The following is a 24,216-nucleotide window of genomic DNA, read 5'->3' as shown; positions in this document are numbered from 1 at the left end:
ATTTCAATCGAAAGGTAGCATTCCATGTCCATTTCCATCCGGCTTTCGCGCGGCGGTGCCAAGAAGCGTCCCTATTACCGCATCGTCGTCGCCAACAGCCGCAGCCCGCGCGACGGCAAGTATCTCGAGCAGATCGGCACCTACAACCCGCTGCTCGCCAAGGACAGCGCCGACCGCGTCAAGCTGATCGAAGACCGCGCCCGTTACTGGCTCGGCGTTGGCGCGCAGCCGACTGACCGCGTCGCCCGTTTCCTCGACGCCGCCGGCATCAAGGAACGTGCAGCCCGCGTGAACCCCAAGAAGGGCGAGCCGGGCGAGAAGGCCAAGGATCGCGCTGAAGAGCGTGCGTCCAAGATCGCCGAGGCTGAAGAAGCCGCACGCGCCGCTGAAGAAGAAGCAAAGGCCGCTGCGGCTGCTCCGGCTCCTGCCGCCGAAGAAGCGCCGGTCGCTGAAGAAGCTGCTGCCGAAGAAGCGCCCGCCGCTGAAGAAGCCGCCGCTGAAGAAGCGCCTGCTGCTGACGAACAGGCCGAAGGCTGATTGCCATGACCAAGCCCGTCACCCTCGCCGCCATCATCGGCGCGCACGGGGTGGCGGGCGAGGTTCGTCTGAAGCTGTTCGGCGAAGGCGTCACCACGCTTTCAAAGCACAAGAGCTTCAACGAAGGCGCTCTGACACTGCAAAAAATCAGGGACGACGGCAAGGGCGGCGCAATTGCCCGCCTCGCCGAAAGCCAGTCGCGGGGCGATGCCGAGAAACTGCGCGGCACTGCGCTGACTGTCCCGCGTGATGCACTCCCCCCGCTTGCCGAGGGCGAGTTTTACCACGCCGACCTTCTCGGCCTTCCGGTTGTTACCGATGCTGGCGAAACCGTCGGTAGCGTGCTCGCGATCGAGAATTTCGGCGCGACCGACATCATCGAAATCACCCGTGCCCCGGTGCCCGAGAAGGGCCCCAAAACCTTCATGGTGCCGATGATCCCCAAAGCCGTGCTGGATTGGGATGAACACCGGCTTGTTATCGGAGCCGATTTCGCCGAAGATTGACGGCGTGAGTGCTCTTGAAGACGCCCTCTGGCAGCGCATCGCCGATCATCGGATCGGGCCGGATGACATTTCTCTCACCTTTGCCGCCCGCCTCGCACGCGAAAACCGCTGGAGCATCAACCATGCCGAGCGGGTAATCGGCGAGTACAAGCGCTTCTGCTACCTTGCCATCACCGCCGGGCACGAGGTGACGCCATCGGACGCGGTGGATCAGGCATGGCATCTCCACCTCACCTACAGCCGCGATTATTGGCAGACCTTCTGCCCGCACGTGCTGCGCGCCGATCTCCACCACGGCCCGACCAAGGGCGGCGAGACGGAGCGGGCGCGGTTCTATCATCAATATGCTCGCACGTTCGCCGCCTATGAAGCGGCATTCGGCGAAGCACCGCCGCCGGATATCTGGCCCGGCGCGCATCGCCGCTTTTCCGTCGATCCGCGTGGAGTTCGCGTTAACTTTTCCGATGGTATCTTTCTTTCACGCCGGGTCGCTCTGGCGCTGGGCCTGCTGATCTTCGGGGCAGGATGGCTCGCGGGAAGGATAATGTGATGCAGCTGTTCTCGTCATGGACGGGCGGCGATTTCCTGCTGTTTTACGCCGTATTGCTCGGCTTTTCGGGCATTGCTGCATGGTGGATTCCCGCCAATCTTCGCCAGGCCGGGCGACGCTCCGTACCAGACGATCTGGAGAGTATCGCAATGCTGGCGGGCGGACGAACGCGGCTAACCGATTCGCTGCTTGCCGATCTTTATGTGCGCGGCGTGCTGGTTGAGGCGGGCAAGGACAGCCTTGCGGTGGCCGATGCAACACTGCCGCTGACCCCCGCGGCAAAAATTTTGCTGAGTTCGGGCGGACCTCTAACCCTTGCCGATGCGCGCAAGCAGATCGTGCTGCATGCCGATCGCGTCGCGGCACGATTGCAGCGCGCCGGCCTGATGCTGCGCCCTGAGGAATACACGCAACTGCGGTGGCTATCGATCGCGCCGTTTATCGCGCTGCTTGTGGTGGGCATCTATCGCCAGCGGGCGGGGAGCGCGCTGGGCGAACCGACCGGTTTTCTGGTGGCCCTGCTCGTTCTCACCGCAGGTCTGGCAATCTTCCGTTTTGCCAAGGCTGACCCGCGAACCGCTGCGGGGATCGCGGCGATAAAGGCATTGCGGGCCGACAACGGCCGCTTCTCGCGCGCGCCGCGTGCCGACGAAGCGGCGATGGCGGTGGCGCTGTTCGGGAGCGGAGTGCTGGTCGGCACGCCGTGGGAGCCGGTTCATGCGATGCGGCAGAAGGACTCGGGCGGCGGCGACGGCAGTGGCGGAGACAGTGATGGCGGCGGCGACGGCGGCGGCGACGGCGGCGGTGGCTGCGGTGGTTGCGGGGGCTGATTTCCCGGCGTAAGCGCACGCCATGACCAAGCTTTCAGTCGCCGTCGTGCAAGCCGCGCCGATCCCGCTCGATTTCGCTGGAGGGATCGAAAAGGCCGTGCGCCTCGCCCGCGAAGCTATCGACAGCGGCGCAAAGGTGGTGGCTTTCGGCGAGACTTTCCTCGGCGGCTATCCGCTGTGGCTCGATGACGCGCCCGGCGCGGCTCTGTGGGATCATCCCGGCACCAAGGCGCTGCACGCGATCATGCTCGAACAGGCGGTGGTCGCCAATGACGAGCGCCTGCTCCCTTTGCAGGAGCTCGCCGATGCGAGCGGCGCGATCATCAGCATCGGCGCGCATGAGCGGGTGCGCCGCAGCCTCGTCAACAACCAGCTGACCTTCCGTCCCGGCCTGCCGGTGCTCGATCACCGCAAGCTGGTGCCGACCCATGGCGAGCGCCTGATCTGGGCGCGCGGCGATGGCTCGACGCTGGGGGTGCATGAGGCCGAGTGGGGCCGGCTCGGCACGCTGATCTGCTGGGAGCACTGGATGCCACTCGCCCGCGCGGCGATGCACAATCTCGGCGAGGATGTGCACGTGGCGGCTTGGCCGACGGTGCGCGAAAGCCACCAGATCGCCTCGCGGCATTATGCGATGGAGGGGCGGTGCTTCGTGCTGGCGGCGGGACTGGTGCAGGTGAAGGATGATCTGCTCGACGGGCTGGAGCGGGTGGGCGGTGATGCCGTCGCGCGCGAGTTGCTGGAGGCGATCCCTGGCGAAGTGCTCAACAAGGGCGGCTCGCTGATCGCCGCGCCCGACACTCGCGTAATCGCGCAGGCGGGCGAGGGGGAGGAGACTTTGCTGGCGGAGCTCGACCTTGGCGAGGTGGGCGCGGGGCTGACCAATCTCGATACCGACGGGCATTATGCGCGGCCCGATGTTTTCGAGCTGATGGTCGATATGCGGGCGAGGGACGGGGTGCGCTGGGAATGACCTTCGCCGCCACCATCCTCACCCTCTACCCGGAGATGTTCCCCGGGCCGCTTGGCGTGTCGCTGGCGGGGCGTGCCATGGCCGAGGGCAAGTGGGCCTGCGAGACGGTGCAGATCCGCGACTTTGCCACCGACAAGCACCGCACCGTTGATGATACCCCCGCAGGCGGCGGGGCGGGGATGGTGCTCAAGTGCGATGTGCTGGCGCGCGCGCTGGACAGCGCGCCTGCTGCCGGGCGCCCCATTCTTGCCATGACCCCGCGCGGGAAACCCGTCACGCAGGCGCGTATCCGCGAGATCGCTGAAGGCCCCGGTGTCATCATCCTGTGCGGCCGGTTTGAAGGGTTCGACGAGCGCCTGTTCGAGGCCCGACCCGAGATTGAGCAGGTCTCCCTTGCCGACATCGTTCTCAGCGGCGGCGAGATGGCTGCGCTCACCATCCTTGACGCTTGCATTCGGCTGCTTCCCGGCGTAATGGGCGCGGCTTCCAGCGGGGATGACGAGAGCTTTGAACAAAGCCTCATCGAATACCCGCACTATACCCGACCTCAGGAATGGGAAGGGCGCACGATCCCCGAAGTGCTGCGATCGGGGGATCATGCGAAAATCGCTGCTTGGCGCAAGGCAAGGAGCGAGGATGACACACGGTTACGCAGGCCAGACCTTTGGGAACGTCATAAGGGCGTTCGGGTCCAGCCTGCCTCTGGCGCGCGGCGAAAAGACAAGGAACCGGACCAGTGAACCTGATCCAGCAGATTGAAGCCGAAGAAATCGCCAAGTCTGGCAAGGACATCCCCGAATTCCGCGCAGGCGACACCGTCCGCGTCGGCGTGAAGGTGAAGGAAGGCAACCGCGAGCGCGTTCAGAACTATGAAGGCGTCGTGATCGCCCGTTCGAACCGCGGCATGGGTTCGAACTTCACCGTGCGCAAAATGAGCTTTGGTGAAGGCGTCGAGCGCGTTTTCCCGCTCTACTCGCCGATCGTCGAGAGCATCACCGTGGTCCGCCGCGGCGTGGTGCGCCGTGCCAAGCTCTATTACCTGCGCGGCCGCACCGGCAAGAGCGCACGTATCGTCGAGCGCAAGATGAACGCGCCCAAGGCGTAAGGCTCATCAGCCAGCAAATTCGAGGGGCGGTGCCGCAAGGCGCCGCCCTTTTCGTTTGTGCCCCCCCCCAGTTCAACCCTTGCCAAGCCCCCTCGTCATTGCGAGGAGCGGAAGCGACGAAGCAATCCATGGCACATCGTCGGTTTATGGATTGCCGCGCCGCCTTGTGGCGGCTCGCAATGACGAGGTGAGCTTTGGATGCGTTCGGTTCTTGCAGCGGTTGCCTTGAGTGTCTCGACTTGTCTTACCACGCCGCTGTGTGCGGAGGACGTCATGCCTGAGGTTGCTCCCGTTCTCACCTTCGAACGCGTCTTCGCCTCACCCTCGCTAGACGGCCCTGCGCCGCGCCAGGTGAAGCTCGCGCCCGATGGCCGCTATCTCACCCTGCTGCGCAACCGCGCCGATGATCGCGAGCGCTACGACCTGTGGGGCTATGACATCCAGACCCGCGAATGGCGGATGCTGGTGGATTCGGAGAAGCTTGGCAGCGGGCGCGAATTGTCCGAGGACGAGAAGATGCAGCGCGAGCGTGCGCGTGTCGGCAGTCTCAAGGGGATCATCAGCTACCAGTGGGCGAGTGATGGCTCCGGCGTGCTGGTGCCGCTGGATGGCGATCTGTTTCTGGCGAAGCTCGATGGCACGGTTACCCGGCTAACCGACACCGAAGGCACCGAACTCAATCCCAAGCTCTCCAGCAAGGGCGGCTTCGTCAGCTTCGTGCGTGACCGGCGTCTGTGGGTCGGCCCGGTCGGCGGGGAAGCGCAGCCCGTCACCCCGCAGGAGGGCGAGACGATCCGCTGGGGCGAGGCCGAGTTCGTCGCGCAGGAGGAAATGGCGCGGCTTCAGGGTTATTGGTGGTCGCCAGATGACAGCCGCATCGTCGTCCAGCGCACGGATGAAGCCAGCGTCGGTATCGTCACCCGCGCGGCGATCGGGGCGAAGGGCACCAAGGTGTTCGACCAGCGCTACCCGGCAGCGGGCACCGACAACGCCGTGGTCGAGCTGTTCGTGATGAACCCCGATGGCACGGGCAGCGTGAAGGTCGACCTCGGCCTCAACATCGATATCTATGTCGCCCGCGTCGACTGGGCGCCGGATGGCAGCGCGATCTATGTCCAGCGGCAGGACCGCGCGCAGACGAAGACCGACGTGCTGCGGGTCGATCCGGCCACAGGCGCATCGCAAATCTGGTTCACCGAAACCGCCGCGCGCCCCGATTACTGGATAAACCTCAGCGACAATTACCGCTTCCTTGCGGACGGCAGCCTGCTTTGGTGGTCAGAGCGCGACGGGTACGGCCACTTCTATCGCTACGCGGGCGGTGCATGGACGCAGCTGACGCGCGGGGACTTCTCGACCACCACGCTGGTCGGAGTGGACGAGACCGCAGGCACCGTCACCTATCAGGCGACGACCGACGTCGTGACGCAGCAGATTTACCGTGCCCGGCTGGACGGGACGGGCGAGCCTGAATTGCTTACCGACCCCGCCTTCACCAACGGGGCGAGCATGGATGGGGCGGGCAAGCTGCTGTATGTCACCCGCTCTGCGCCGAACCAGCCTTCGCAATCGTACCTCGCCACACCCGATGGCAAGCAGGTCGCCTGGATCGAGGAAAACCGGGTCGAGGGCGAGCATCCCTATGCCCCCTTCCTCGCCGGACATGTCACGCCGGAATTTGGCACAATCGCCGCCGAGGATGGCACGCCGCTCCATTGGATGATGCTCAAGCCGACAATGGAGCCGGGCAAGCGTTACCCGGTGTTCTTCAGCCACTATGGCGGCCCGGGCCCGCAGATGGTGACCAAGGGCTGGAATGGCGCGCTGGCGCAGGCGGTCGTCGACAAGGGCTATATCTATTTCGTGCTCGACAACCGCGGCTCGGCCAACCGCGGGGTGGATTTCGAGCAGCCGCTCTATCGTGCGATGGGCGGGGCCGAGGTGCGCGACCAGAAGGCAGGGGCGCTGTTCCTCAAGAGCCTCCCCTTCGTCGATCCGGCAAAAGTCGCGATCTATGGCTGGTCCTATGGCGGCTACATGACGCTGAAGCAGCTTGAAGCCGATCCCGGCCTTTACGCCGCCGGTATCTCCGGCGCGCCGGTGACGCGGTGGGAGCTTTATGACACCCACTATACCGAACGCTACATGGGCGATCCCCGCGAAGTGCCCGAGGCTTACGAGAAGGCCAGCGCGATCCCCGATGCGACGAAGATCACCGATCCGATGCTGCTGATCCACGGCATGGCGGACGACAACGTGATTTTCGAGAACTCGTCGGAGCTGATCAGCGTGCTTCAGGAAAGCAACACGCCCTTCGAAATGATGCTCTACCCCGGCTACACCCACCGCGTGTCGGGCGAGAAGATCGGGCCGCACGTGTGGAACAGCATCTTCCGCTTCCTCGAAAGCCACGGGGTGACGCCGCCAAAGTGAGTTGGGGCGCGGGCGAATAGGTCTGCACACGCGCGATAGCGGTTGCGCTGGGGCCAGCGCACGCTATCTCGCGGCTGCGAAATCAAAGGAGAATGCCAAGTGGGTTACCGGGTGGCAGTGGTCGGCGCGACCGGCAATGTCGGGCGCGAAATGATGCAGGTTCTCGCCGAGCGCGAGTTTCCGTGCGACGAGGTCGCTGCGGTCGCATCCTCGCGGTCGGTCGGCACCGAGGTCGAATTCGGCGACACGGGCAAGATGCTCAAGTGCCGGAACATCGAGCATTTCGACTGGGCCGGCTGGGACATTGCGCTGTTCGCGGCAGGCTCCGGCCCGGCGAAGGAATATGCCCCCAAGGCGGCGGCGGCCGGTTGCATCGTGATCGACAATTCCTCGCTCTACCGCATGGACCCCGATGTGCCGCTGGTCGTGCCCGAGGTGAACCCCGACGCGATCGATGGCTACAAGGCGCGCAACATCATCGCCAACCCCAACTGTTCGACCGCGCAGCTGGTGGTCGCGCTGAAGCCGCTCCACGACTTTGCGACCATCAAGCGCGTGGTTGTGTCCACCTACCAGTCGGTCTCCGGCGCGGGCAAGGCGGGCATGGACGAGCTGTTCCAGCAGAGCCGCGCGATCTTCGTCGGCGATGCGGTGGAGCCGTCGAAGTTCACCAAGCAGATCGCTTTCAACGTGATCCCGCATATCGACAGCTTCCTCGACGATGGTTCGACCAAGGAAGAATGGAAGATGGTGGTCGAGACCAAGAAGATCCTCGATCCCAAGATCAAGCTCAACGCGACCTGCGTGCGCGTGCCGGTGTTCGTGGGGCACTCCGAAGCGGTGAATATCGAGTTCGAGAACGAGATTTCCGCCGAGCAGGCAATGGACATTCTGCGCGAAGCCCCCGGCGTGATGCTGATCGATAAGCGCGAGGACGGCGGCTACATCACCCCGGTCGAATGCGTCGGCGATGCGGCAACCTTCGTCAGCCGCGTGCGCGAAGATCCCACGGTCGAAAACGGCATCACCTTGTGGTGCGTTTCGGACAATCTGCGCAAGGGCGCTGCCCTCAACGCGGTGCAGATCGCCGAACTGCTCGGCCGCCGTCATCTGAAGAAGGGATAAGCCTCGATGCGCCTCGCTCTCATCGCGCTGGTTGGCGCCTTGGCTCTTTCCGGCTGCGATAGCGGCGATGTGCCGAGCCCGGCCGAGCGGCAAGAGGGCGAGATTGCGCAGGCACCGCTTGCGGCAAACATGGTCGAACTGCGCCCCCAGGGCCTTTCCACCGGGGCCGAGGCGTTTTTCTTCGCCAGTGGTCAGACGGAAATCGAAGCGGCGCTCGCCAAGGCGCTGGGTGCGCCGCTGCGCAGCGGCGAGAACGCGGAATGCGGGGCAGGGCCGATCACCTTCACCGACTTTGCAGGCGGCCTGACCGCGCATTTTCAGGACGGGCGACTGGTCGGGTGGAACTGGCACCTTGCGCAGGATGGCGACGCGCCGCCGACCGGTGTGATCAAGCTGCCGGGCGATGTGCAGGTCGGATCGGCCCGCAGCGTGGTCGAAGCTGCGCCGGGCTTTGCCAAGATCGAAGGCAGCACGCTGGGCGAGGAATTCGCGCTCGGCAACGAGATCGGCGGCTTCATCGCGGGCGACAAGGTGGAGATGCTCTACGCCGGGACACAGTGCTTCTTCCGCTGACAGCAAAGCCTATTCCGAAAGTGTAACCGGTCCGGCGGGCTGCTTGTTCTTGCGCATCAGCAAGGCGAGCGGTGCCGCTGCCAGTGTGATCCACATCATCAGCCAGAAATCGTCGACATAGGCGATCATCGCTGCCTGCCGGTTTACTTCGAGATCGAGCAACGCCATCGCCGTATCGCCGGCCATCTGGTACCGGTCGACGGTCGAGAAATCGATGATGCTTCCGGTTGCCGCCGTCACGTTCTGACCAACGTCGGCGTGCGAGGTCTGGATATTGCGCGCCAGCAGCACCGTCATCATCGATATCCCCGCCGAAGCACCCAGCGAACGGAACAGGTTGAGCAAGCTCGACCCGTCGGTGCGCAGGCGCGGGTGCAGCGTTGCAAAAGCACTCACCTGCAAGGGGATGAAGACGAGGCCCATGCCGAGGCCCTGGAGCAGGCCGCTGACGATCACGTGCATCTCGTCCACCTCGAGCGACCAATGCGCCATCTGCCACAGCGAGAAGGCGCAGATCAGGAAGCCGCTCGCCACCACGGGCCGCGCATCAACACCGCGGCGAATCAGAAGCCCCGAGAGCTGCATCGAGAGGAGAATGCCCACGCCGCGTGGCATCAGCACAATGCCGGTGTCGATCACGCCATAGCCGAACAGGTTCTGGAGCATCGGCGGCAACAGCGCCATGACTGCGAACATGACAATGCCAATCACCACCATGAAAGCGAGCGCGATCGCGAAGTTGCGATCGGCAAAAAGCGAGCGCTCGAACATCGGGGCACGGGCGGTAGCGAAGTGGATCACCACCATCCATGTCGCCGACAGGGTGAGCAGCAGGTAGACCCAGATCTCTGACGACGCGAGCCAGTCCTCCTGCGCGCCGCGATCAAGCATCAGCTGGAAGGCGGCGAGTGCAATCGCCAGCAGCAGGAAGCCGGTAATGTCGAAGCGCCGCTCGCGCTTCGGTCGTGTGGGAAGGTAGGTGACGAGGATCGCCAGAGAAGCCAGACCCACGGGCAGGTTGACGAAGAATACCCAGCGCCAGTTTGCGGTCTCGGTCAGCCAGCCGCCGAGAATGGGGCCAAGGATCGGACCGATCATGATCCCCATGCCCCAGATCGCCATGATTTGCGGGTGGCGGCTGGGGCGTGTGGCATCGAGCATGAAGGACTGGCTGAGCGGCGCGATGAACGCTCCAGCTACGCCTTGCAGCGCGCGGAACAGCACCATCTCCTCAAGATTTTGCGCAAGGCCGCACAGCATCGAGGCTAGGATGAAGCCCGCGACCGAACCGATGAACAGCCGCCGCGCCCCGATCCGGTCGGCAAGCCACCCGGTGAGCGGCAGCGCCACCGCCGAGGCGATGATGTAGCTCGTCAGCACCCAGGTAACCGTGTCGACCGTCGCGCCCAGCGAGGACTGCATGTGCGGCAGGGCGACATTGGCGATGGTGGTGTCGAGGATCTGGAGCAGGGACGCGGCCATCACCCCGATAATCATCAGCGGGTAATTGCCTGTTTCCAGCTCTGCCACATCGCGCGGCGGATCGGTCGGAGCCGAGATTGCACCAGCGCCGGGCGCGGCGCGGCTCGCCATGTCAGCGCTTGCCGCTGGTGTCGGTGAACACGGTGACCTCGGTCGAAAGCCCGGCGATCAGTCGGCGCGGGCTATCGCCTTCGATAGCGATGCGCACCGGCACGCGCTGAGTGACCTTCACCCAGTTGCCGGTCGCGTTCTGCGCCGGGAGCACCGAGAATTCTGCCCCGGTGCCTGCGCCGATCGAAGCGACGCTGCCCTTCAGCACGAGGTCGGGATAGGCATCGAACCGCACCTCTGCGCGTTGCCCGACTGCCATGTCGGCAAGGTCGGTTTCTTTGAAATTGGCCTCGACATATGTCGAGTTGGAGCGAACCAGGGTGAGCACGGGAAGGTTGGGGACGGCCTGCTGGCCGACCTGCAACCGGTCAGCCTGGGCAATACGTCCGGCGGCCGGTGCACGCACCTCTGTGCGCCGGAGTGAGAGCTCGGCGCTGGCGCGGCTCGCCTCGGCAGCGGCGACCTGCGGATTGACGCCGGGGACCGCTGGTCCGCTGGCAAGCCGCGCACGTGCCTCGCGCTGACGGTCTTGCGCTTGGCGGACGGCTTCACGCGCTTGCACAACCTGTTGCTGGGCGGCCTCGAAATCTGCCTTGGTCGAGAAACCCTTCTCGCGCAACGCACGCACTCGCTCGAACCTCGCCTCGGCGAAGGCGACGTCACTGCGCGCGGCCTCGATATCCGTGCCGGTGAGTTCCGACGCATTGCTCAAAGCAATCACATCGGCCTGAGCACTGGCGATGGCGGCATCGGCCTCGGCGATTTGAAGGCGGAACGGCTCGGGGTCGATCCGGAACAGCAGTTGGCCCGCGGTTACCTCATCTCCCTCGGCGACCTGGATATCGACGATCCTGCCACCCACTTCGGCACTGACCGAGACCATGTCCTGCTTGAGGTAGGCGTTATCGGTCGAGACCTTACCGGCGAGGCTCTGCCAGTAAACGAATGCCCCGATCGCGAGCGCAAGCGGCACGATCAGCATCAGTCCCCAGCGCAGCCACGGGCGACGCGGCGGTCCGTCTGCCTCGGGAGCTGCAAGCGCAGCGGCGGCCCCGGTGTCGGGTGCGCGGACCGGATCGGCCTCAGCCATGGGCGACTTCCGGCTGGCGGGCGACGACGATGTTGGCGGCTATCCGGTCAAGCAGGCTGCCGAACATCACCCTTTCGGCTGGGTCGAACCCGTCGAGCATATCCTCGAACAGCGCCTCGACGCTCGAGTTAAGGCGGGTCACGATGCCGCGGCTCTTGTCGGTAAGGTGCAGGATGCGTGCGCGCCGGTCGCCCGGATCACTCTTGCGCTCGATCCAACCGGCATCCTCCAACCTGTCGACGATGCGGGTGAGGGTGATCGGCTCTATTTCCAGCCGCTCTGCATAGAAGGCCTGGTTTTCCCTGGGGTGCCGCTCGAGCGCGAGCAGCAGGCGCGCCTGCGGACCGGTAAGCCCGAGGCCGCGCACGCGGTCGTCGAAGAGGCGGCGCAATTGCCGAGAGTTGTCCGCGAGTCGGTATCCGATGGCACTTATCATATGCCTACACATAATAAGTGCGCTTACTATCCTCAAGCGCCAAGCTGACCCTGTGTCCGCTGGCACCATGCGGCATTCCGCGCTAGCAGGCGGCCATGAGCGCTTCGATCCAGCATTTCGCCAGTTTCGACGGTACCCGCCTGGCCATTCACAGCGAGGGCGAAGGGCGTCCGGTGATCTTGCTGCACGGCCTGTTTTCGTCTGCACAGATGAACTGGATCAAGTGGGGTCACGGCGCGCGGCTTGCTGCTGCGGGTTTCCGGGCCATCATGCTCGATTTCCGCGTGCACGGTGACAGCGAAGCCCCGCGCGAGGCTCAGGCCTATCCCCCCGGTGTGCTGGTGCGCGATGTGGCGGCGCTGGCTGAGCATCTCGGGTTGGAGCCGGGCGGGTTTGACCTTGTCGGCTTTTCGCTGGGCGCGCGCACTGCGATCCACGCTGTCGCACACGGCATCCTTGAACCACGCCGTCTGGCGATTTGCGGGATGGGGGTGGCGGGGCTGGCCGGATGGGCGCGGCGCGGCGATCATTTCAAGCGCGTGATCGACGAGTTCGACACGATCCGTCCCGGCGATCCCGCCTATGCGGCGCGCACCTTCCTCAAGTCGCAAGGGGTTGATCGGGTTGCGGCAAGACTGCTGCTGGATGCGATGGATGACTTCGACCTCGCCGGCCTTGCCAACATCACCATGCCGACCGCCGTCATCTGCGGCGATGAGGACCACGACAATGGTTCGGCCGAGGACCTTGCCGCGATGCTCCCCGACGCACGCTATATCGAGGTGCCGGGCGGCCATATGAACAGCGTGACCAAGCCAGAGCTCGGCACAGCGATTGCAGGCTTTCTGGTGGCTTGATTCCCGCCGCCGAGGGGTTCAAACCCGCGCGCATTGTCACATGACTGACGGGAACCCCTGCCGATGAAATTTGCCGCCCCCTTGCTGCGCAGCGCTGCTGCGGTGCTCGCGATTGCCGTTGCCGTCCCGCTTGCCGCGCAAGATGCGGCGACGCCCGCCGCCGAAGCCTCAACCACCTATCCCGAGACGCCCGAAGGCGCGAAAGCATGGCTCGCCGCTGTCGAAGCCGAATATGCGGCTTTCTCCGTGGAATATGGCCATGTCTCCTGGATCAATGCCACCTACCTCAACCATGACAGCGATACGCTGGCGGCGAAATATGGCGCGGAGCTGACCCTGAAGCAGGTCGCCTTTGCCAACGAAGCGGCGCGCTACGCCCGCGTGGCAGGGCTGGATGCCGAGACCGCCCGCAAGCTCGACATGCTGCGCAACAGCATCTCGCTGCCTGCGCCCAACCGGCCCGGTGCGGCCGAGGAGCTCAACGATATCGCCACCCGCCTCGGGTCGGCCTACGGGCGCGGCAAGGGCACGCTGAACGGCCAGCCGATCAACGGCTCTGACATCGAGGCGGAGATGGGCAATCTCGAACGCACGCCTGAAGAGCTCAAGGAAATGTGGGCGAGCTGGCACGACAATGTCGGCGCGCCGATGCGCTCCGACTATGCCCGCATGAGCGCGCTCGCCAATGAAGGCGCCAAGGAACTGGGCTTTGCCGATTTCGGCGCGATGTGGCGATCGGGCTATGACATGCCGCCCGAACAATTCGCCGCCGAGACCGAGCGGATGTGGCAGGAAGTGAAGCCGCTTTATACTGCGCTCCACACCTATGTCCGGCGCAAGCTCAACGAGAAATACGGCGATGCCGTGCAGTCGCGCACCGGCCCGATCCGGGCGGATTTGCTCGGCAATATGTGGGCGCAGGAATGGGGCAATATCTACCCGCTCGTCGCCCCGGCGGGCGCGGGCGATATCGGGTATGATCTGACCGATCTCATCGCCAAGAAGAACCTCGATGCCATCGGCATGACCAAGGTGGGCGAACAGTTCTTCTCCTCGCTCGGCTTTGCCCCGCTGCCCGCCACCTTCTGGGAGCGGTCGCAGTTCGTGAAGCCGGCCGACCGCGAAGTGGTGTGCCATGCCTCGGCCTGGAATATCGACAATGTCGATGATCTGCGGATCAAGATGTGCATCAAGCCCAATGCGGATGACTTCATCACCATCCACCACGAACTCGGCCACAACTACTACCAGCGCGCCTATAACAAGCAGGACATGCTGCATCTCAATGGTGCCAATGACGGCTTCCACGAGGCCATCGGCGACATGATCGCGCTGTCGATCACGCCCGAGTATCTGGTTCAGATCGACATGCTCGATCCCAAGGACGTGCCGAGCGCCGACAAGGATATCGGCCTGCTGCTGCGTCAGGCGATGGACAAGGTGGCGTTCCTGCCATTCGGCCTGCTGCTCGATCGTTATCGCTGGGGGCTGTACGACGGCTCGATCCCCGAGGCTGCTACCAACACCGGCTGGAATGATCTGCGCCTGGAGTATCAGGGCATCGTGCCGCCCGTGCCGCGTGATGCTGCCGGTTTCGATGCCGGGGGCAAGTATCACATCGCAGGCAACGTCTCCTACACCCGTTACTTCCTGGCGCGGCTATTGCAATTCCAGTTCTACAAGGCCGCTTGCGATACCGCAGGGTGGAAGGGGCCGCTGCACCGCTGCTCGATCTATGGCAACAAGGATGTCGGCGCGAAGCTGAATGCGATGCTGGAAATGGGCGCATCCAAGCCCTGGCCCGATGCTCTCGAAGCGTTCACGGGCGAGCGGCAGATGAACGGCACGGCGATGGTCGAATATTTCGCCCCGCTGATGAAGTGGCTCGAAGAGCAGAACAAGGGTGAGGTTGCCGGCTGGTAAGGCCGGCGGCGACGCTATGCCCGTGCCGTCATTGCCCGTCAGGACACGTGGCGATGGCGGCACGGATCGAAAGGTTGGGGACCGGTAGGGTTCTCGCGAGGATATCGAGATAAGGGGACGTGTAGATGATTCGATGGATGGCGGTTGCGGCGCTTGCGGCATCATTGGCGGGCGCGGCACAGGCGCAGACTGTCACCGCAAACAATCCTGAAGGCCTGCTCGCGGCGATGAAATCGGCCGGGTACGAGGCCGAGCTGACCACCGATCAGCTCGGCGATCCGCTGATCAAGACCGAGATCAGCGGCTGGGAGGTCTCGGTACTGTTCTATGGGTGCGACGCAGAGACTAACACCGGCTGCGACTCCGTGCAGTTCTCGACCGGGTTTGATCGCGAGAAAGCGATGGACCCGGTTCGCGCGCTGGAGATTGCCCGCAAATGGCGGTTTCTGGCTGTCTCGCTTGACGAAGACGGCGATCCCTATCTGCGGTGGGATATCTTCACGGCCGACGGGATCCCGCAATCCGTTTTCATGGCTGCCTTCCGCCGCTATGGCGAAAGCCTTGATGATGCTTCCGAAATCATCTTTGAAGACGAGAAGTAGGCTGGCCTTGCTGGTGAGCGATGGCCGGGCGTAGTCCGCTCTTGCAGGTTGGTTGGCGAGAGCTGGTCAACCTGCCTGAACTTGGCCTTGCGGACATTCCGGCCAAAATCGATACCGGTGCGCGCACATCCTCGCTCCACGCCCATGTGCTGGAGGATTTCCAGCGCGGCGGAGAGCGGTTTGTGCGTTTTGCGGTCGATTGGGGCGGAGTGCGCCACGCCTGCGAGGCGGTGCATGTCGATGTGCGCGGCATCACCAGCTCCAACGGCGATCAGCAGACCCGCTTTGTCATAAAGACGCCTCTCACCATCGGTAATCTCACCTTCCGTGCGGAAATCAGCCTCGCGGATCGTTCCCAGATGCAATTCCCGATGCTGATCGGGCGCACGGCGCTGCGGCGGCGGATGGTGGTGGATAGTGGCCATTCGTGGCTGCAATCACCTGCGATAGCGCATATGGGGCGCATCCGCCGGTAGATAGCCGGTCTTGAAAGGGTCTGCATGAAAATCGCGATGCTGGCGCGCAACGCCAACCTCTACTCGCACCAGCGGCTGAAGCAGGCTGCCGAGGAACGCGGGCACACCCTCGACATTCTCAATACGTTGCGTTGCACGGTGCATATCGCCAGCCACCGCCCGCAGGTGTTCTACAACGGCGCGCCGATTGCTGCCTATGACGCGGTGATTCCCCGCATCGGTGCTTCGATCACCAATTACGGCCTCGCCATCCTGCGCCAGTTCGAGATGGCCGGGATCTGGTCGCTGAACGAAAGCGTCGCCATCGGTCGCAGCCGCGACAAGCTGAGGAGCCTTCAGATCCTCGCCAAGCATGGACTGGGCCTGCCGCTGACCGCCTATGCCAATGATCCCAAGCAGGCCGAGGAGATCATCAAGGCGGTCAAAGGCCCGCCGGTGGTCATCAAGCTGATCGAAGGCACGCAAGGCATCGGCGTGGTGCTGGCCGAAACAATGAGCAGCGCCAAATCGGTAATCGAGGCGTTTCGCGGGGCCAACGTCAACATTCTGGTGCAGGAGTTCATCAAGGAAGCGGGCGGCACCGATATCCGCGCACTGGTGGTGGGGGGCAAGGTAGTCGCGGCGATGAAGCGCACCGGCGCGGCAGACGAGTTCCGCTCAAACCTCCACCGCGGCGGCAGCGCGGGTGCCATCAAGATCACGCCCGAGGAACGCTCCACCGCCGTCCGCGCGGCCAAGCGCATGGGGCTTAACGTGTGCGGGGTGGACATGCTGCGCAGCAATCACGGCCCGGTGATCATGGAGGTCAATTCCTCTCCCGGGCTCGAAGGCATCGAAAAGACCACTGGCAAGGATATTGCCGGTCAGATCATCGATTTCATTGCCGCAAACGCGACCAACGGGACGACCAAGACCAAGGGGCGGGGGTAGGGCCCACGAATGGTCGTGTTCCACGTGAAACACCGTTCCAGCCAGTGGGCTAAACGGGTCTAAAGAGGGTCTGGCAGGGGTCTAGAGGGGGTCTAAACCCATCTGGACGCCGTCTGCGCAGGCTCAGGCGTTACGCGCCATCAGCCCGCCATCGACCGGGATTGCGACGCCGGTGATGTAGCTCGCCGCAGGCAGCACCAATGACAGGGTGATGTGCGCGACCTCTTCGGGCTCGCCATAGCGGCGCAGCGCGGTGCGGCGTTTGGCGAAGATCAGCTTGTGTTCCTCGGCCACGGCGTCGGTCATCGCGGTGCGGATCGGGCCGGGGCAGATGCAGTTGACCGTGATGCCTTCCGGCCCGAGATCCACCGCCAGCCCGCGCGTGAGACCGATCACGCCGGTTTTGGCCGCCACATAAGGCGTATCGCCGGGGGTCGCGCCCAGGCCCTCTGTCGAGGCGATATTGACGATCCGCGGCGCGTCGCTCTGCCTGAGGAATGGCAAAGCCGCTCGCACCATGCGCTGGTGTGCGGTCAGCATCACCGCAAGTGCGCAGTGCCACACATCCTCGTAAGCCGGGTCGTCCAACGCGCAGAAGCTGGAGACGCCCGCATTGTTCACCAGAATATCGATCCGTCCGAAATCAGCGGCAATCTGCGCGACCGTGCGGGCGATTGCGTCGCCATCCGCCACGTCGAGCGCATAGGCACGTGCGTCGAAGCCGCATTCGGCGGCCACGGCCTCGCAAGCGGCAAGATCAAGATCGACGATGGCCACATGCGCGCCCTCGGCCGCGAACAACCGGGCGGTTGCACGTCCCATGCCGCTCGCCGCCCCGGTGACAATCGCGACGCGTCCGGCGATGGAGCGGGAAGGGCTTGGGTGGGTCATCGGACATCTCTCCGGTCTATTCGCGCATTCGTGACAGGGATGACCATTTTATCCAAGCCACGCGCGTGCGAATCTCGCTATGGGGACAGCGGGGTGCGCATTGAAAGCAATGGAGGGAACCACATGAATACTCGCCGTCACTTGTCGCTATCTGTCCTGGCGGGGCTTGCCTTTGCCGCTGCGGTTCCGGCCGCTGCCGAGGACGCGAGTGTCGAAAGGCGCCTCAATGGCGCGGGTCTCAAGTACGAGGTTGATGACGACGGCGATTACAAGCTGACCTTCAATTATTCGGCGGAAGGTCGCACCCAGCTGGTGTTCGTTTCAGGCACGACCCAGACCGTGTCCGGACTGACCGTGCGCGAGGTGTTCTCGCCGGCAGGGCGCGTCGAAAAGGACGGGATCGGCGGCAAGGCGGCGCTCGAACTGCTCGAGGCCTCGGGCCAGCTGAAGATGGGCAGCTGGGAGATCCGCGGCGATGTGCTCTACTTCGTCATCAAGGTGCTCGACAGCGCCACATCGAAAGAGCTTTCGACCATGCTCGACATCGCTGCGGAGACCGCGGACGACAAGGAAATCGAACTTTCGGGCGACCGGGACGACCTCTGAAGGTCGCCCCGGCACCGCAAGCTTACCTGAAGGGCGGCTCGTTAAACGCGCGCAATTTGCGCGAGTGCAGCCGGTCGCCCTCGTCGCGCAGCGCCGAACAGGCGACGATGCCGATCTGGAGGTGGGCGGCGATGGCTTCCTCGTAGAACTTGTTGGCCTGCCCCGGCAGCTTGATCTCGCCATGCAACGGCTTGTCCGAGACACACAGCAGCGTCCCGTAAGGCACGCGGAAGCGGTAGCCCTGCGTGGCGATGGTCGCGCTCTCCATGTCGATCGCGATGGCGCGGCTCTGCGAGAAGCGCTTGGCTGACGAGGAGTAGCGCAGCTCCCAGTTGCGATCATCGGTGGTCACGACCGTGCCGGTGCGCATCCGCTGCTTGAGGTTCGCGCCCTGCACGCCGGAAACGTCCTCGGCTGCCAGCGCCAGCGCCTGCTGCACTTCGGCAATCGGCGGGATCGGCACTTCGGGCGGGAGCACGCAATCGAGCACGTGATCGTCGCGCAGATAGGCGTGGGCGAGAACGAAATCGCCGATCTTCTGGGTCGAACGCAGCCCGCCGCAGTGGCCGATCATCATCCATGCATGGGGACGCAGCACCGCGAGGTGATCGCAGATGGTCTTGGCATTGGATGGGCCGACGCCGATGTTCACCAGCGTGATCCCGCGCCCGTCTTCCCGGATCAGGTGATAGGCGGGCATCTGGTGGCGGCGCCACGCGGTGTCGTTGAGCTGGTTCTGCGCATGAGGGGTCGGCTCGCGGATATCGAGCCCGGCCGCGCCGGTCAGCGCGACATAGCCATTCTGCCCGATCTGCGCAGCGCCCCAGTTCACGAACTCGTCGACATAGCGGTGGTAGTTGGTGAACAGGATGAAGTCCTGAAAATCGCTGACTTCGCTGCCGGTGTAATGCTTGAGCCGCGCGAGCGAATAATCGGTGCGCAGGCCATCAAACAGCGAAAGCGGCATATCGTGATCGCCGTCGATCTCGATCCCGTCAGCCAGCTCGTCGCCGATCAGCGCAAGATCAGTCGACGGGAAGTGCGCGGCAATATCCTGCGGTGCGATCCCGACCATCGCCGCCCCGGCCTCGCCATCGAGCACGTAAGGGAAGGGGATTTCCTGGCGCGAGCGTTCGACCGTGACCTCGATCTCGTATTCGGCGGCGATCAGCTGGAGCTGTTCGGTCAGGTAGTGCGCGAAAAGATCGGGGCGGGTGATGGTGGTGGCGTAGGTGCCCGGCAATTCAAGCCGGCCGAAGGCGCGGCTGCGATCACGCGGGGCGCCGACGCCGTTATAGCGCAAGGTGATTTGCGGATAGGCATAGCTACCGTCGGCACGCTTGCTGGGCGCCGGGACAGTACCGTCGCGCCCGAAGGCGATCACATCGTCGCGCAAGGTGCGAACTGCGTCCTCGTAATGCTGCTGGAGCTGGTCGAGAATGGTCGGAATGTCGATCATGGCAGTTGTTCTGCTCCTTTGTTGTTATCGTTGTATGGCAACACCTTCGCGTGTGTGAGCCCTGTTTACAAGAAGGGCGCGAAGATCGAACCGACCTTCGCGCCCTTCCGCAATTCGTATGGCCGGTAAGGGCCAGAGGCTTATTCGTCGCCGCCGTCGAGCAGCTCGGCCGGGATTTCGCCGGGCTCGAGGCTGGTGTCGATGCGGGTCGCGTCGGCCTGTTCCTCGATCTCGCGCTGTTCGTCGTCGAACATGGCCTTCAGCACGTCGACGCCTTCGCTCTGCAGCTTGGCTTCGTCGTCCGAACGGGCCACGTTGGCCTTGACGGTCACGCGAACTTCGGGGTGCAGGGCGACAGTCACGTCATGCATGCCGATGTTCTTGATCGGCGCGCCGAGGATGACCATGCGCTTGTCCACGGTGTGGCCCTGATCGGCCAGACCGGCGACGATGTCGCGCACGCTGACCGAACCATAAAGCTGGCCGGCGTTCGAAGCGGCGCGGATCAGCACCACTTCTGCGCCTGCCACCTTTTCACCCTGCGCTTCGGCAGCGGTGCGGCGTTCGGCGTTCTCGGTGACCAGCCGCTCGCGGTTGGCTTCGAAGACCTTGCGGTTGGCTTCGTTGGCGCGAAGGGCCTTCTTCTGCGGCAGCAGGAAGTTGCGCGCGTAGCCGTCCTTCACAGTGACAACGTCACCGATCGAGCCGAGCTTTTCGATACGCTCAAGGAGAATGATGTTCATTGTATCTTCTCCTACTTCACGATGAACGGCAGCAGGCCGATCTGGCGCGAACGCTTGATCGCCTGGGCCAGTTCACGCTGCTTCTTCGCCGAAACGGCGGTGATGCGCGAAGGCACGATCTTGCCACGCTCGGACATGAAGCCCTGCAGCAGGCGCACGTCCTTGTAATCGATCTTCGGGGCGTCCTTGGCTGCGAACGGGCAGGACTTGCGGCGGCGGAAAAACGGGCGGGCCATCAGTCGCGCTCCTCACGGGTTTCGCGGCGCTTACGCTCGCGTTCGTTCTTGCGCATCATCACGGACGGGCCTTCCTCGTGTTCTTCCACGCGGATGGTCATGTAACGGATGACGTCTTCGTTGATACGGGTCTGACGCTCGAGCTCGGCGACCACCGAACCGGGGGCGTCGATGTTGAGCAGCACGAAATGCGCCTTGCGGTTACGCTCGATCTTATAAGCGAGCGACTTGAGGCCCCAGGTTTCGGTCTTGGTGACCTTGCCGTTGCCGGCCTCGACGATTTCGGTAGCTTGCGCTGCCAGCGCGTCAACCTGAGCCTGGCTCAGATCCTGACGAGCGAGAAAGACGTGCTCGTAAAGAGCCATCTTCGCGTCCTTTCACTTCAATGCCGATCGCTGGCTGATCCGCCCGCGAATGGACGGGGCCCCTCCGGCTTTCTTCGATATATCGCCGGGCGGTTCCCATGCGAAGCGCGGCCCCTTACAGCTTTGGCGCGCAATTGCAAGTCTTGTGCGGAAGGAACAGGCAGGGCACTCGGCGGTTTCACAACGCGCATCACAGGGGAAAAATCCGTGCCGTCAGGACTAGTCGCACTGCTGGACGACATTTCGGTCATCGCCAAGGCCGCGTCCGCCTCGATCGACGATATCGGGGTTGCTGCCAGCCGCGCCGGGGTCAAGACCGCAGGCGTTGTGATCGACGATGCGGCGGTCACGCCCAGCTACGTCACCGGCCTCAGCCCCGCGCGCGAGCTGCCGATTATCTGGAAGATCACCAAGGGCAGTCTGAAGAACAAGCTGCTGTTCCTGTTGCCGGGCGCATTGTTGCTGTCGGAGTTCCTTCCATCGGCGATTATCTGGCTGCTGATGATCGGCGGCGCGTTCCTGTGTTACGAAGGCGCAGAGAAGGTGATGGAGAAACTCGGCGCGGCCAAGCACGGCGCCACGCTTGAGGACGAGATTACCGATCCGGTCGCCTTCGAGAACGAGCGCGTGGGCGGGGCGATCCGTACCGACTTCATCCTTTCTGCCGAGATCATGGCGATCGCCCTCAACGAAGTGGCTGACGAGACGCTGGTGATGCGCGGTGTGGTGCTGGCGGTGGTTGCCATCGCGGTCACTGTGGCGGTGTACGGCGCGGTTGCGGGCATCGTGAAGATCGACGATCTGGGGCTTTATCTCACCAAGCAGGCCAGCAACGCCAAGCAGGCGTTCGGGCGGTTCCTGCTGCGCTTTGTTCCGAAGCTGCTGGTCGCACTGTCGGTGATCGGCACGCTGGCGATGCTGTGGGTGGGCGGCGGGATCATCGTCCACGGTACACACGAAGTCGGCTTCCATGCGATTTACGACATCATTCACGGCGCGGAATATGCCGTGAAGGGGGCGACCGGTGGCGTGGGCGGCGTGCTGGGGTGGCTGACCTATGCCGGTCTGTCGGCGGTGCTGGGGTTGATCCTCGGCAGCGCTATCGCTTTCGTCCTGCACAAAGTGCTGGGTGTGGGCGCGGACAAGGCGCACTAATCCAGCGGCCATGACCACACCTGTCCTTTACACCTGCGCGCGATCGCGGGGTCTGCGTGCGACCTGGGCTGCCGAAGAGGCGGGCGTCGAGATCGACCTCAAGATCCTCCCGTTCCCGCCGCGCTACCTCGCGCCCGAATACATGGCGGTGAACCCGCTCGGCACGGTGCCGATGCTGGTCGATGGCGAGACGCGGATGACCGAAAGCTGTGCAATCGCGCACTACCTCGCCACGCGAGAGGGCTACACCCCGCTGGCCATCGCACCGGGCGAGCGCGACTACGGCGAGTACCTCGACTACACCTACCACGCCGACGCTACGATCACCTTCCCGCAGACGGTCTATATGCGCTTCTGTCTGTTCGAGAAGGACAAGGGGCTACAGGAGGCGGGCCACGCCTATGCCAAGTGGTTCCACAAGCGGCTGGTGAAGATTGAGCAGCGCCTCGAAACCCGCGAATTCCTCTGCGCCGACCGCTTCACCGTGGCGGACATCTGCGTCGGTTACGCGCTGATCCTTGCCCAGAGCGTGGGGCTGGACGAAGGCGTGCCGGACAGCCTCAAGGCCTACCGCGCGCGGCTGACCGCGCGTCCGGGCTATCAGCGGGCCTTTGCGCGGGAGGAAGAGGGACGACTGGCGCTCGACACCGGCAGCGCGTAAACCGTCGCTTCCCGTCTGCGGTGCTGCCTGCATCCGCGACGATATCCGAGCAAGGGGAAGCATGGTCGATACGATTCCCGAGCGAGGCGAAGAACGCCGCGCGATGCGCTGGATCGATAGCCTGCCGCTGACGCGATATGGTCAGGCATTCAATCTGGCCGCCACTCTCGTCATCGTCGTTGTGGCTTGGCAGTCCCGCGTCCTTCTGGATGACGCGCTGCCGCCCGGTTTCCCCTACCTTACGTTTTTTCCGGCAGTAATCCTGACCTCGTTCCTGTTCGGGGTGCGGCTGGGTTGCCTGTCCGCCCTGCTGTGCGGCGCGCTGGCCTGGTACAACTTCATCCCGCCGTTCCGTTCTTTCAGGCTCGCCGGGAATGAGGTGGCCCTGGGATTGTATGTTTTTGTTGTGTCGACTGAAATGGCACTGATCCATGGAATGCAAACGGCCAATCGGCAGCTGCGAAAAGAGCGCCAGATCAGCCAGGACCTTGCCGCAGCAAAGGCGCAAGTGGCCGAGGATCTTCAGAAGCGGGCTGAAGAACGCATGCAAGCTGTCGTGGCCCTGCGCGAAAGCGAAGTGAAAACGCATCTCGCCACGCAGACGGCCGGGATCGGGCTGTGGCAATGGCACATCCCGACCGGCAATGTGCACTGGGACAACACGATGTTCGAGCTGTACGGCATTACGCCGACGCCTGACGGGTCGGTGCAATATTCGGACTACATTGCGAGCGTTCATCCCGATGACGCAGCAGATCAGGACACCGTGCTGCAGCAAACCGTTGCCCAGTGCGCAGAGAGCACGCGCGAGTTCCGGATCAGACGTGGTGACGACGGCCGCGTGCGCCATCTGCGCGCTGTGGAAATCGCGCGGGCTGGCCCCGACGGGAAAACCGAGTGGCTTGTCGGCACCAACCTCGATGTCACCGAGCAGAAAAGCCGCGAGCGTCACGTTCAGCTGCTGCTGGGCGAGGTGAACCATCGTTCGAAGAACCTGCTGGCGGTGGTGCTGTCTGTGGCCAAACGGACGAGCGGTGAGAACCACGACGACTTTATCCAGAACTTCAATGCGCGGATCCAGTCGTTGGCAGCAGGGCAGGATCTGCTCGTCAAAAACGAATGGAAGGGTGTCGGGCTGAAAGCCTTGATCAGTGCACAATTGGGCCATTTCAAGGATCTGATCGGTGATCGCATCCTGCTGTCCGGCGACGATATTCCCCTGTCTTCCACTGCCGTTCAGGCCTTGGGCATGACGATCCACGAACTCGTCACCAATGCCAGCAAATATGGTGCATTGTCCGCGGATCGCGGCCGCATCACCCTCGATTGGCGGCGTGTTCATGGCGAACATGGCGACCGGTTTGTCATGACCTGGGTCGAAACTGATGGCCCGCCGGTGGCCGCGCCGACACGAAGGGGCTTTGGTTCAACCGTGACAGGCGATATGGTCCGCGCGAGTTTGGATGCGGAGGTCGAATGTGACTTCGCGCCATCCGGCTTGTCTTGGAAGCTCGACTCGTCCCTGACTGCAATCGTTGAGCAGGAGCCAACATGAAACCGG

At 63.8% G+C, this 24,216-nt stretch carries 27 protein-coding genes; 19 read left to right on the top strand and 8 right to left on the bottom strand.

The genetic code is table 11. The features are described 5' to 3' along the window. Positions 1-24: 24 nt before the first annotated feature. The 10 genes from rpsP (at position 25) to KVF90_RS13005 (ending at position 8,632) form a co-directional block, all read left to right on the top strand. The gene (gene rpsP / locus KVF90_RS13050; RefSeq protein ID WP_264392013.1) at positions 25-537 is read left to right on the top strand and encodes a 30S ribosomal protein S16; all 513 of its coding nucleotides are present in this window, start codon (positions 25-27) and stop codon (positions 535-537) included. A gap of 5 nt (positions 538-542) precedes the next feature. Further along, positions 543-1,043 (top strand): ribosome maturation factor RimM, encoded by a 501-nt coding sequence (gene rimM, locus KVF90_RS13045; RefSeq protein WP_264392012.1) that lies wholly within the window; start codon positions 543-545, stop codon positions 1,041-1,043. Next, on the top strand, positions 1,000-1,593 hold the full coding sequence (locus KVF90_RS13040) for a glycine-rich domain-containing protein (protein WP_264392011.1): 594 nt from the start codon (positions 1,000-1,002) through the stop codon (positions 1,591-1,593). The genes rimM and KVF90_RS13040 overlap by 44 nt, the downstream gene beginning before the upstream one ends. Further along, the gene (locus KVF90_RS13035; protein WP_264392010.1) at positions 1,593-2,423 is read left to right on the top strand and encodes a TIGR04222 domain-containing membrane protein; all 831 of its coding nucleotides are present in this window, start codon (positions 1,593-1,595) and stop codon (positions 2,421-2,423) included. Before KVF90_RS13040 ends, KVF90_RS13035 begins: the two co-directional genes overlap by 1 nt. A 22-nt stretch (positions 2,424-2,445) precedes the next feature. Then, on the top strand, positions 2,446-3,396 hold the full coding sequence (locus KVF90_RS13030) for a carbon-nitrogen hydrolase family protein (RefSeq protein ID WP_264392009.1): 951 nt from the start codon (positions 2,446-2,448) through the stop codon (positions 3,394-3,396). After that, positions 3,393-4,136 carry a tRNA (guanosine(37)-N1)-methyltransferase TrmD gene (gene trmD / locus KVF90_RS13025; protein ID WP_264392008.1) on the top strand — a complete coding sequence of 248 codons (744 nt, stop codon included), beginning with the start codon at positions 3,393-3,395 and terminating at the stop codon, positions 4,134-4,136. Before KVF90_RS13030 ends, trmD begins: the two co-directional genes overlap by 4 nt. Beyond that, positions 4,133-4,501, top strand: a complete 369-nt coding sequence (gene rplS / locus KVF90_RS13020) for a 50S ribosomal protein L19 (protein WP_160761177.1) — start codon at positions 4,133-4,135, stop codon at positions 4,499-4,501. The genes trmD and rplS overlap by 4 nt, the downstream gene beginning before the upstream one ends. 198 nt (positions 4,502-4,699) lie before the next feature. Continuing rightward, positions 4,700-6,934: a S9 family peptidase gene (locus KVF90_RS13015; protein WP_264392007.1), complete on the top strand. Its 2,235-nt coding sequence runs from the start codon at positions 4,700-4,702 to the stop codon at positions 6,932-6,934. Positions 6,935-7,033: 99 nt separating this feature from the next. Continuing rightward, entirely contained in the window at positions 7,034-8,059 is a 1,026-nt protein-coding gene (locus tag KVF90_RS13010) for an aspartate-semialdehyde dehydrogenase (RefSeq protein WP_264392006.1), read from the top strand. A gap of 6 nt (positions 8,060-8,065) precedes the next feature. Beyond that, a complete protein-coding gene (locus KVF90_RS13005) occupies positions 8,066-8,632 on the top strand; it encodes an aspartate-semialdehyde dehydrogenase (RefSeq protein ID WP_264392005.1) in 567 nt (188 codons plus the stop codon). Between the two features lie 9 nt (positions 8,633-8,641). Here KVF90_RS13005 and KVF90_RS13000 read toward each other — a convergent pair whose 3' ends face one another. Genes KVF90_RS13000 through KVF90_RS12990 form a run of 3 tightly spaced genes read right to left on the bottom strand, consistent with a single transcriptional unit; the run spans position 8,642 to position 11,751 of the window. After that, entirely contained in the window at positions 8,642-10,225 is a 1,584-nt protein-coding gene (locus KVF90_RS13000) for an MDR family MFS transporter (RefSeq protein WP_264392004.1), read from the bottom strand. A 1-nt stretch (position 10,226) separates the two neighbouring features. Beyond that, the gene (locus KVF90_RS12995) at positions 10,227-11,315 is read right to left on the bottom strand and encodes an HlyD family secretion protein (protein ID WP_264392003.1); all 1,089 of its coding nucleotides are present in this window, start codon (positions 11,313-11,315) and stop codon (positions 10,227-10,229) included. Beyond that, positions 11,308-11,751: a MarR family winged helix-turn-helix transcriptional regulator gene (locus tag KVF90_RS12990; protein WP_264392002.1), complete on the bottom strand. Its 444-nt coding sequence runs from the start codon at positions 11,749-11,751 to the stop codon at positions 11,308-11,310. Before KVF90_RS12990 ends, KVF90_RS12995 begins: the two co-directional genes overlap by 8 nt. 95 nt (positions 11,752-11,846) lie before the next feature. Here KVF90_RS12990 and KVF90_RS12985 point away from each other — a divergent pair, with 95 nt between their 5' ends. The 5 genes from KVF90_RS12985 to rimK all read left to right on the top strand — a co-directional run bounded on the left by KVF90_RS12985 (position 11,847) and on the right by rimK (position 16,539). Next, positions 11,847-12,608: an alpha/beta fold hydrolase gene (locus tag KVF90_RS12985; protein ID WP_264392001.1), complete on the top strand. Its 762-nt coding sequence runs from the start codon at positions 11,847-11,849 to the stop codon at positions 12,606-12,608. Between the two features lie 63 nt (positions 12,609-12,671). Then, entirely contained in the window at positions 12,672-14,531 is a 1,860-nt protein-coding gene (locus KVF90_RS12980) for a M2 family metallopeptidase (protein WP_264392000.1), read from the top strand. Positions 14,532-14,656: 125 nt separating this feature from the next. Then, positions 14,657-15,133 (top strand): YbjN domain-containing protein, encoded by a 477-nt coding sequence (locus tag KVF90_RS12975; RefSeq protein ID WP_264391999.1) that lies wholly within the window; start codon positions 14,657-14,659, stop codon positions 15,131-15,133. Between the two features lie 20 nt (positions 15,134-15,153). Next, entirely contained in the window at positions 15,154-15,609 is a 456-nt protein-coding gene (locus KVF90_RS12970; protein WP_264391998.1) for an ATP-dependent zinc protease, read from the top strand. Between the two features lie 24 nt (positions 15,610-15,633). Next, a complete protein-coding gene (gene rimK, locus KVF90_RS12965; protein ID WP_264391997.1) occupies positions 15,634-16,539 on the top strand; it encodes a 30S ribosomal protein S6--L-glutamate ligase in 906 nt (301 codons plus the stop codon). Between the two features lie 123 nt (positions 16,540-16,662). Here rimK and KVF90_RS12960 read toward each other — a convergent pair whose 3' ends face one another. Next, a complete protein-coding gene (locus tag KVF90_RS12960; RefSeq protein WP_264391996.1) occupies positions 16,663-17,430 on the bottom strand; it encodes an SDR family NAD(P)-dependent oxidoreductase in 768 nt (255 codons plus the stop codon). Positions 17,431-17,553: 123 nt separating this feature from the next. Here KVF90_RS12960 and KVF90_RS12955 point away from each other — a divergent pair, with 123 nt between their 5' ends. Beyond that, a complete protein-coding gene (locus tag KVF90_RS12955) occupies positions 17,554-18,036 on the top strand; it encodes a hypothetical protein (protein ID WP_264391995.1) in 483 nt (160 codons plus the stop codon). 22 nt (positions 18,037-18,058) lie between these two features. Here KVF90_RS12955 and KVF90_RS12950 read toward each other — a convergent pair whose 3' ends face one another. The 4 genes from KVF90_RS12950 to rpsF form a co-directional block, all read right to left on the bottom strand. After that, on the bottom strand, positions 18,059-19,495 hold the full coding sequence (locus KVF90_RS12950) for an AMP nucleosidase (protein ID WP_264391994.1): 1,437 nt from the start codon (positions 19,493-19,495) through the stop codon (positions 18,059-18,061). A gap of 140 nt (positions 19,496-19,635) precedes the next feature. Continuing rightward, on the bottom strand, positions 19,636-20,238 hold the full coding sequence (gene rplI / locus KVF90_RS12945; RefSeq protein WP_264391993.1) for a 50S ribosomal protein L9: 603 nt from the start codon (positions 20,236-20,238) through the stop codon (positions 19,636-19,638). An 11-nt stretch (positions 20,239-20,249) separates the two neighbouring features. Next, positions 20,250-20,474: a 30S ribosomal protein S18 gene (gene rpsR / locus KVF90_RS12940; RefSeq protein ID WP_264391992.1), complete on the bottom strand. Its 225-nt coding sequence runs from the start codon at positions 20,472-20,474 to the stop codon at positions 20,250-20,252. Next, the gene (gene rpsF, locus KVF90_RS12935) at positions 20,474-20,839 is read right to left on the bottom strand and encodes a 30S ribosomal protein S6 (RefSeq protein ID WP_069310429.1); all 366 of its coding nucleotides are present in this window, start codon (positions 20,837-20,839) and stop codon (positions 20,474-20,476) included. Before rpsF ends, rpsR begins: the two co-directional genes overlap by 1 nt. Positions 20,840-21,046: 207 nt before the next feature. Here rpsF and KVF90_RS12930 point away from each other — a divergent pair, with 207 nt between their 5' ends. The 3 genes from KVF90_RS12930 to KVF90_RS12920 all read left to right on the top strand — a co-directional run bounded on the left by KVF90_RS12930 (position 21,047) and on the right by KVF90_RS12920 (position 24,210). Continuing rightward, the gene (locus tag KVF90_RS12930) at positions 21,047-21,994 is read left to right on the top strand and encodes a DUF808 domain-containing protein (RefSeq protein ID WP_264391991.1); all 948 of its coding nucleotides are present in this window, start codon (positions 21,047-21,049) and stop codon (positions 21,992-21,994) included. 10 nt (positions 21,995-22,004) lie between these two features. Further along, on the top strand, positions 22,005-22,655 hold the full coding sequence (locus KVF90_RS12925; protein ID WP_264391990.1) for a glutathione S-transferase family protein: 651 nt from the start codon (positions 22,005-22,007) through the stop codon (positions 22,653-22,655). 61 nt (positions 22,656-22,716) lie between these two features. Further along, the gene (locus KVF90_RS12920) at positions 22,717-24,210 is read left to right on the top strand and encodes a sensor histidine kinase (protein WP_264391989.1); all 1,494 of its coding nucleotides are present in this window, start codon (positions 22,717-22,719) and stop codon (positions 24,208-24,210) included. The last annotated feature ends 6 nt before the right edge of the window (positions 24,211-24,216 follow it).

It is taken from the genome of Porphyrobacter sp. ULC335 (assembly GCF_025917005.1).
Lineage (GTDB): Bacteria > Pseudomonadota > Alphaproteobacteria > Sphingomonadales > Sphingomonadaceae > Erythrobacter.
This window is presented reverse-complemented; position numbering and strand designations above follow the sequence as displayed.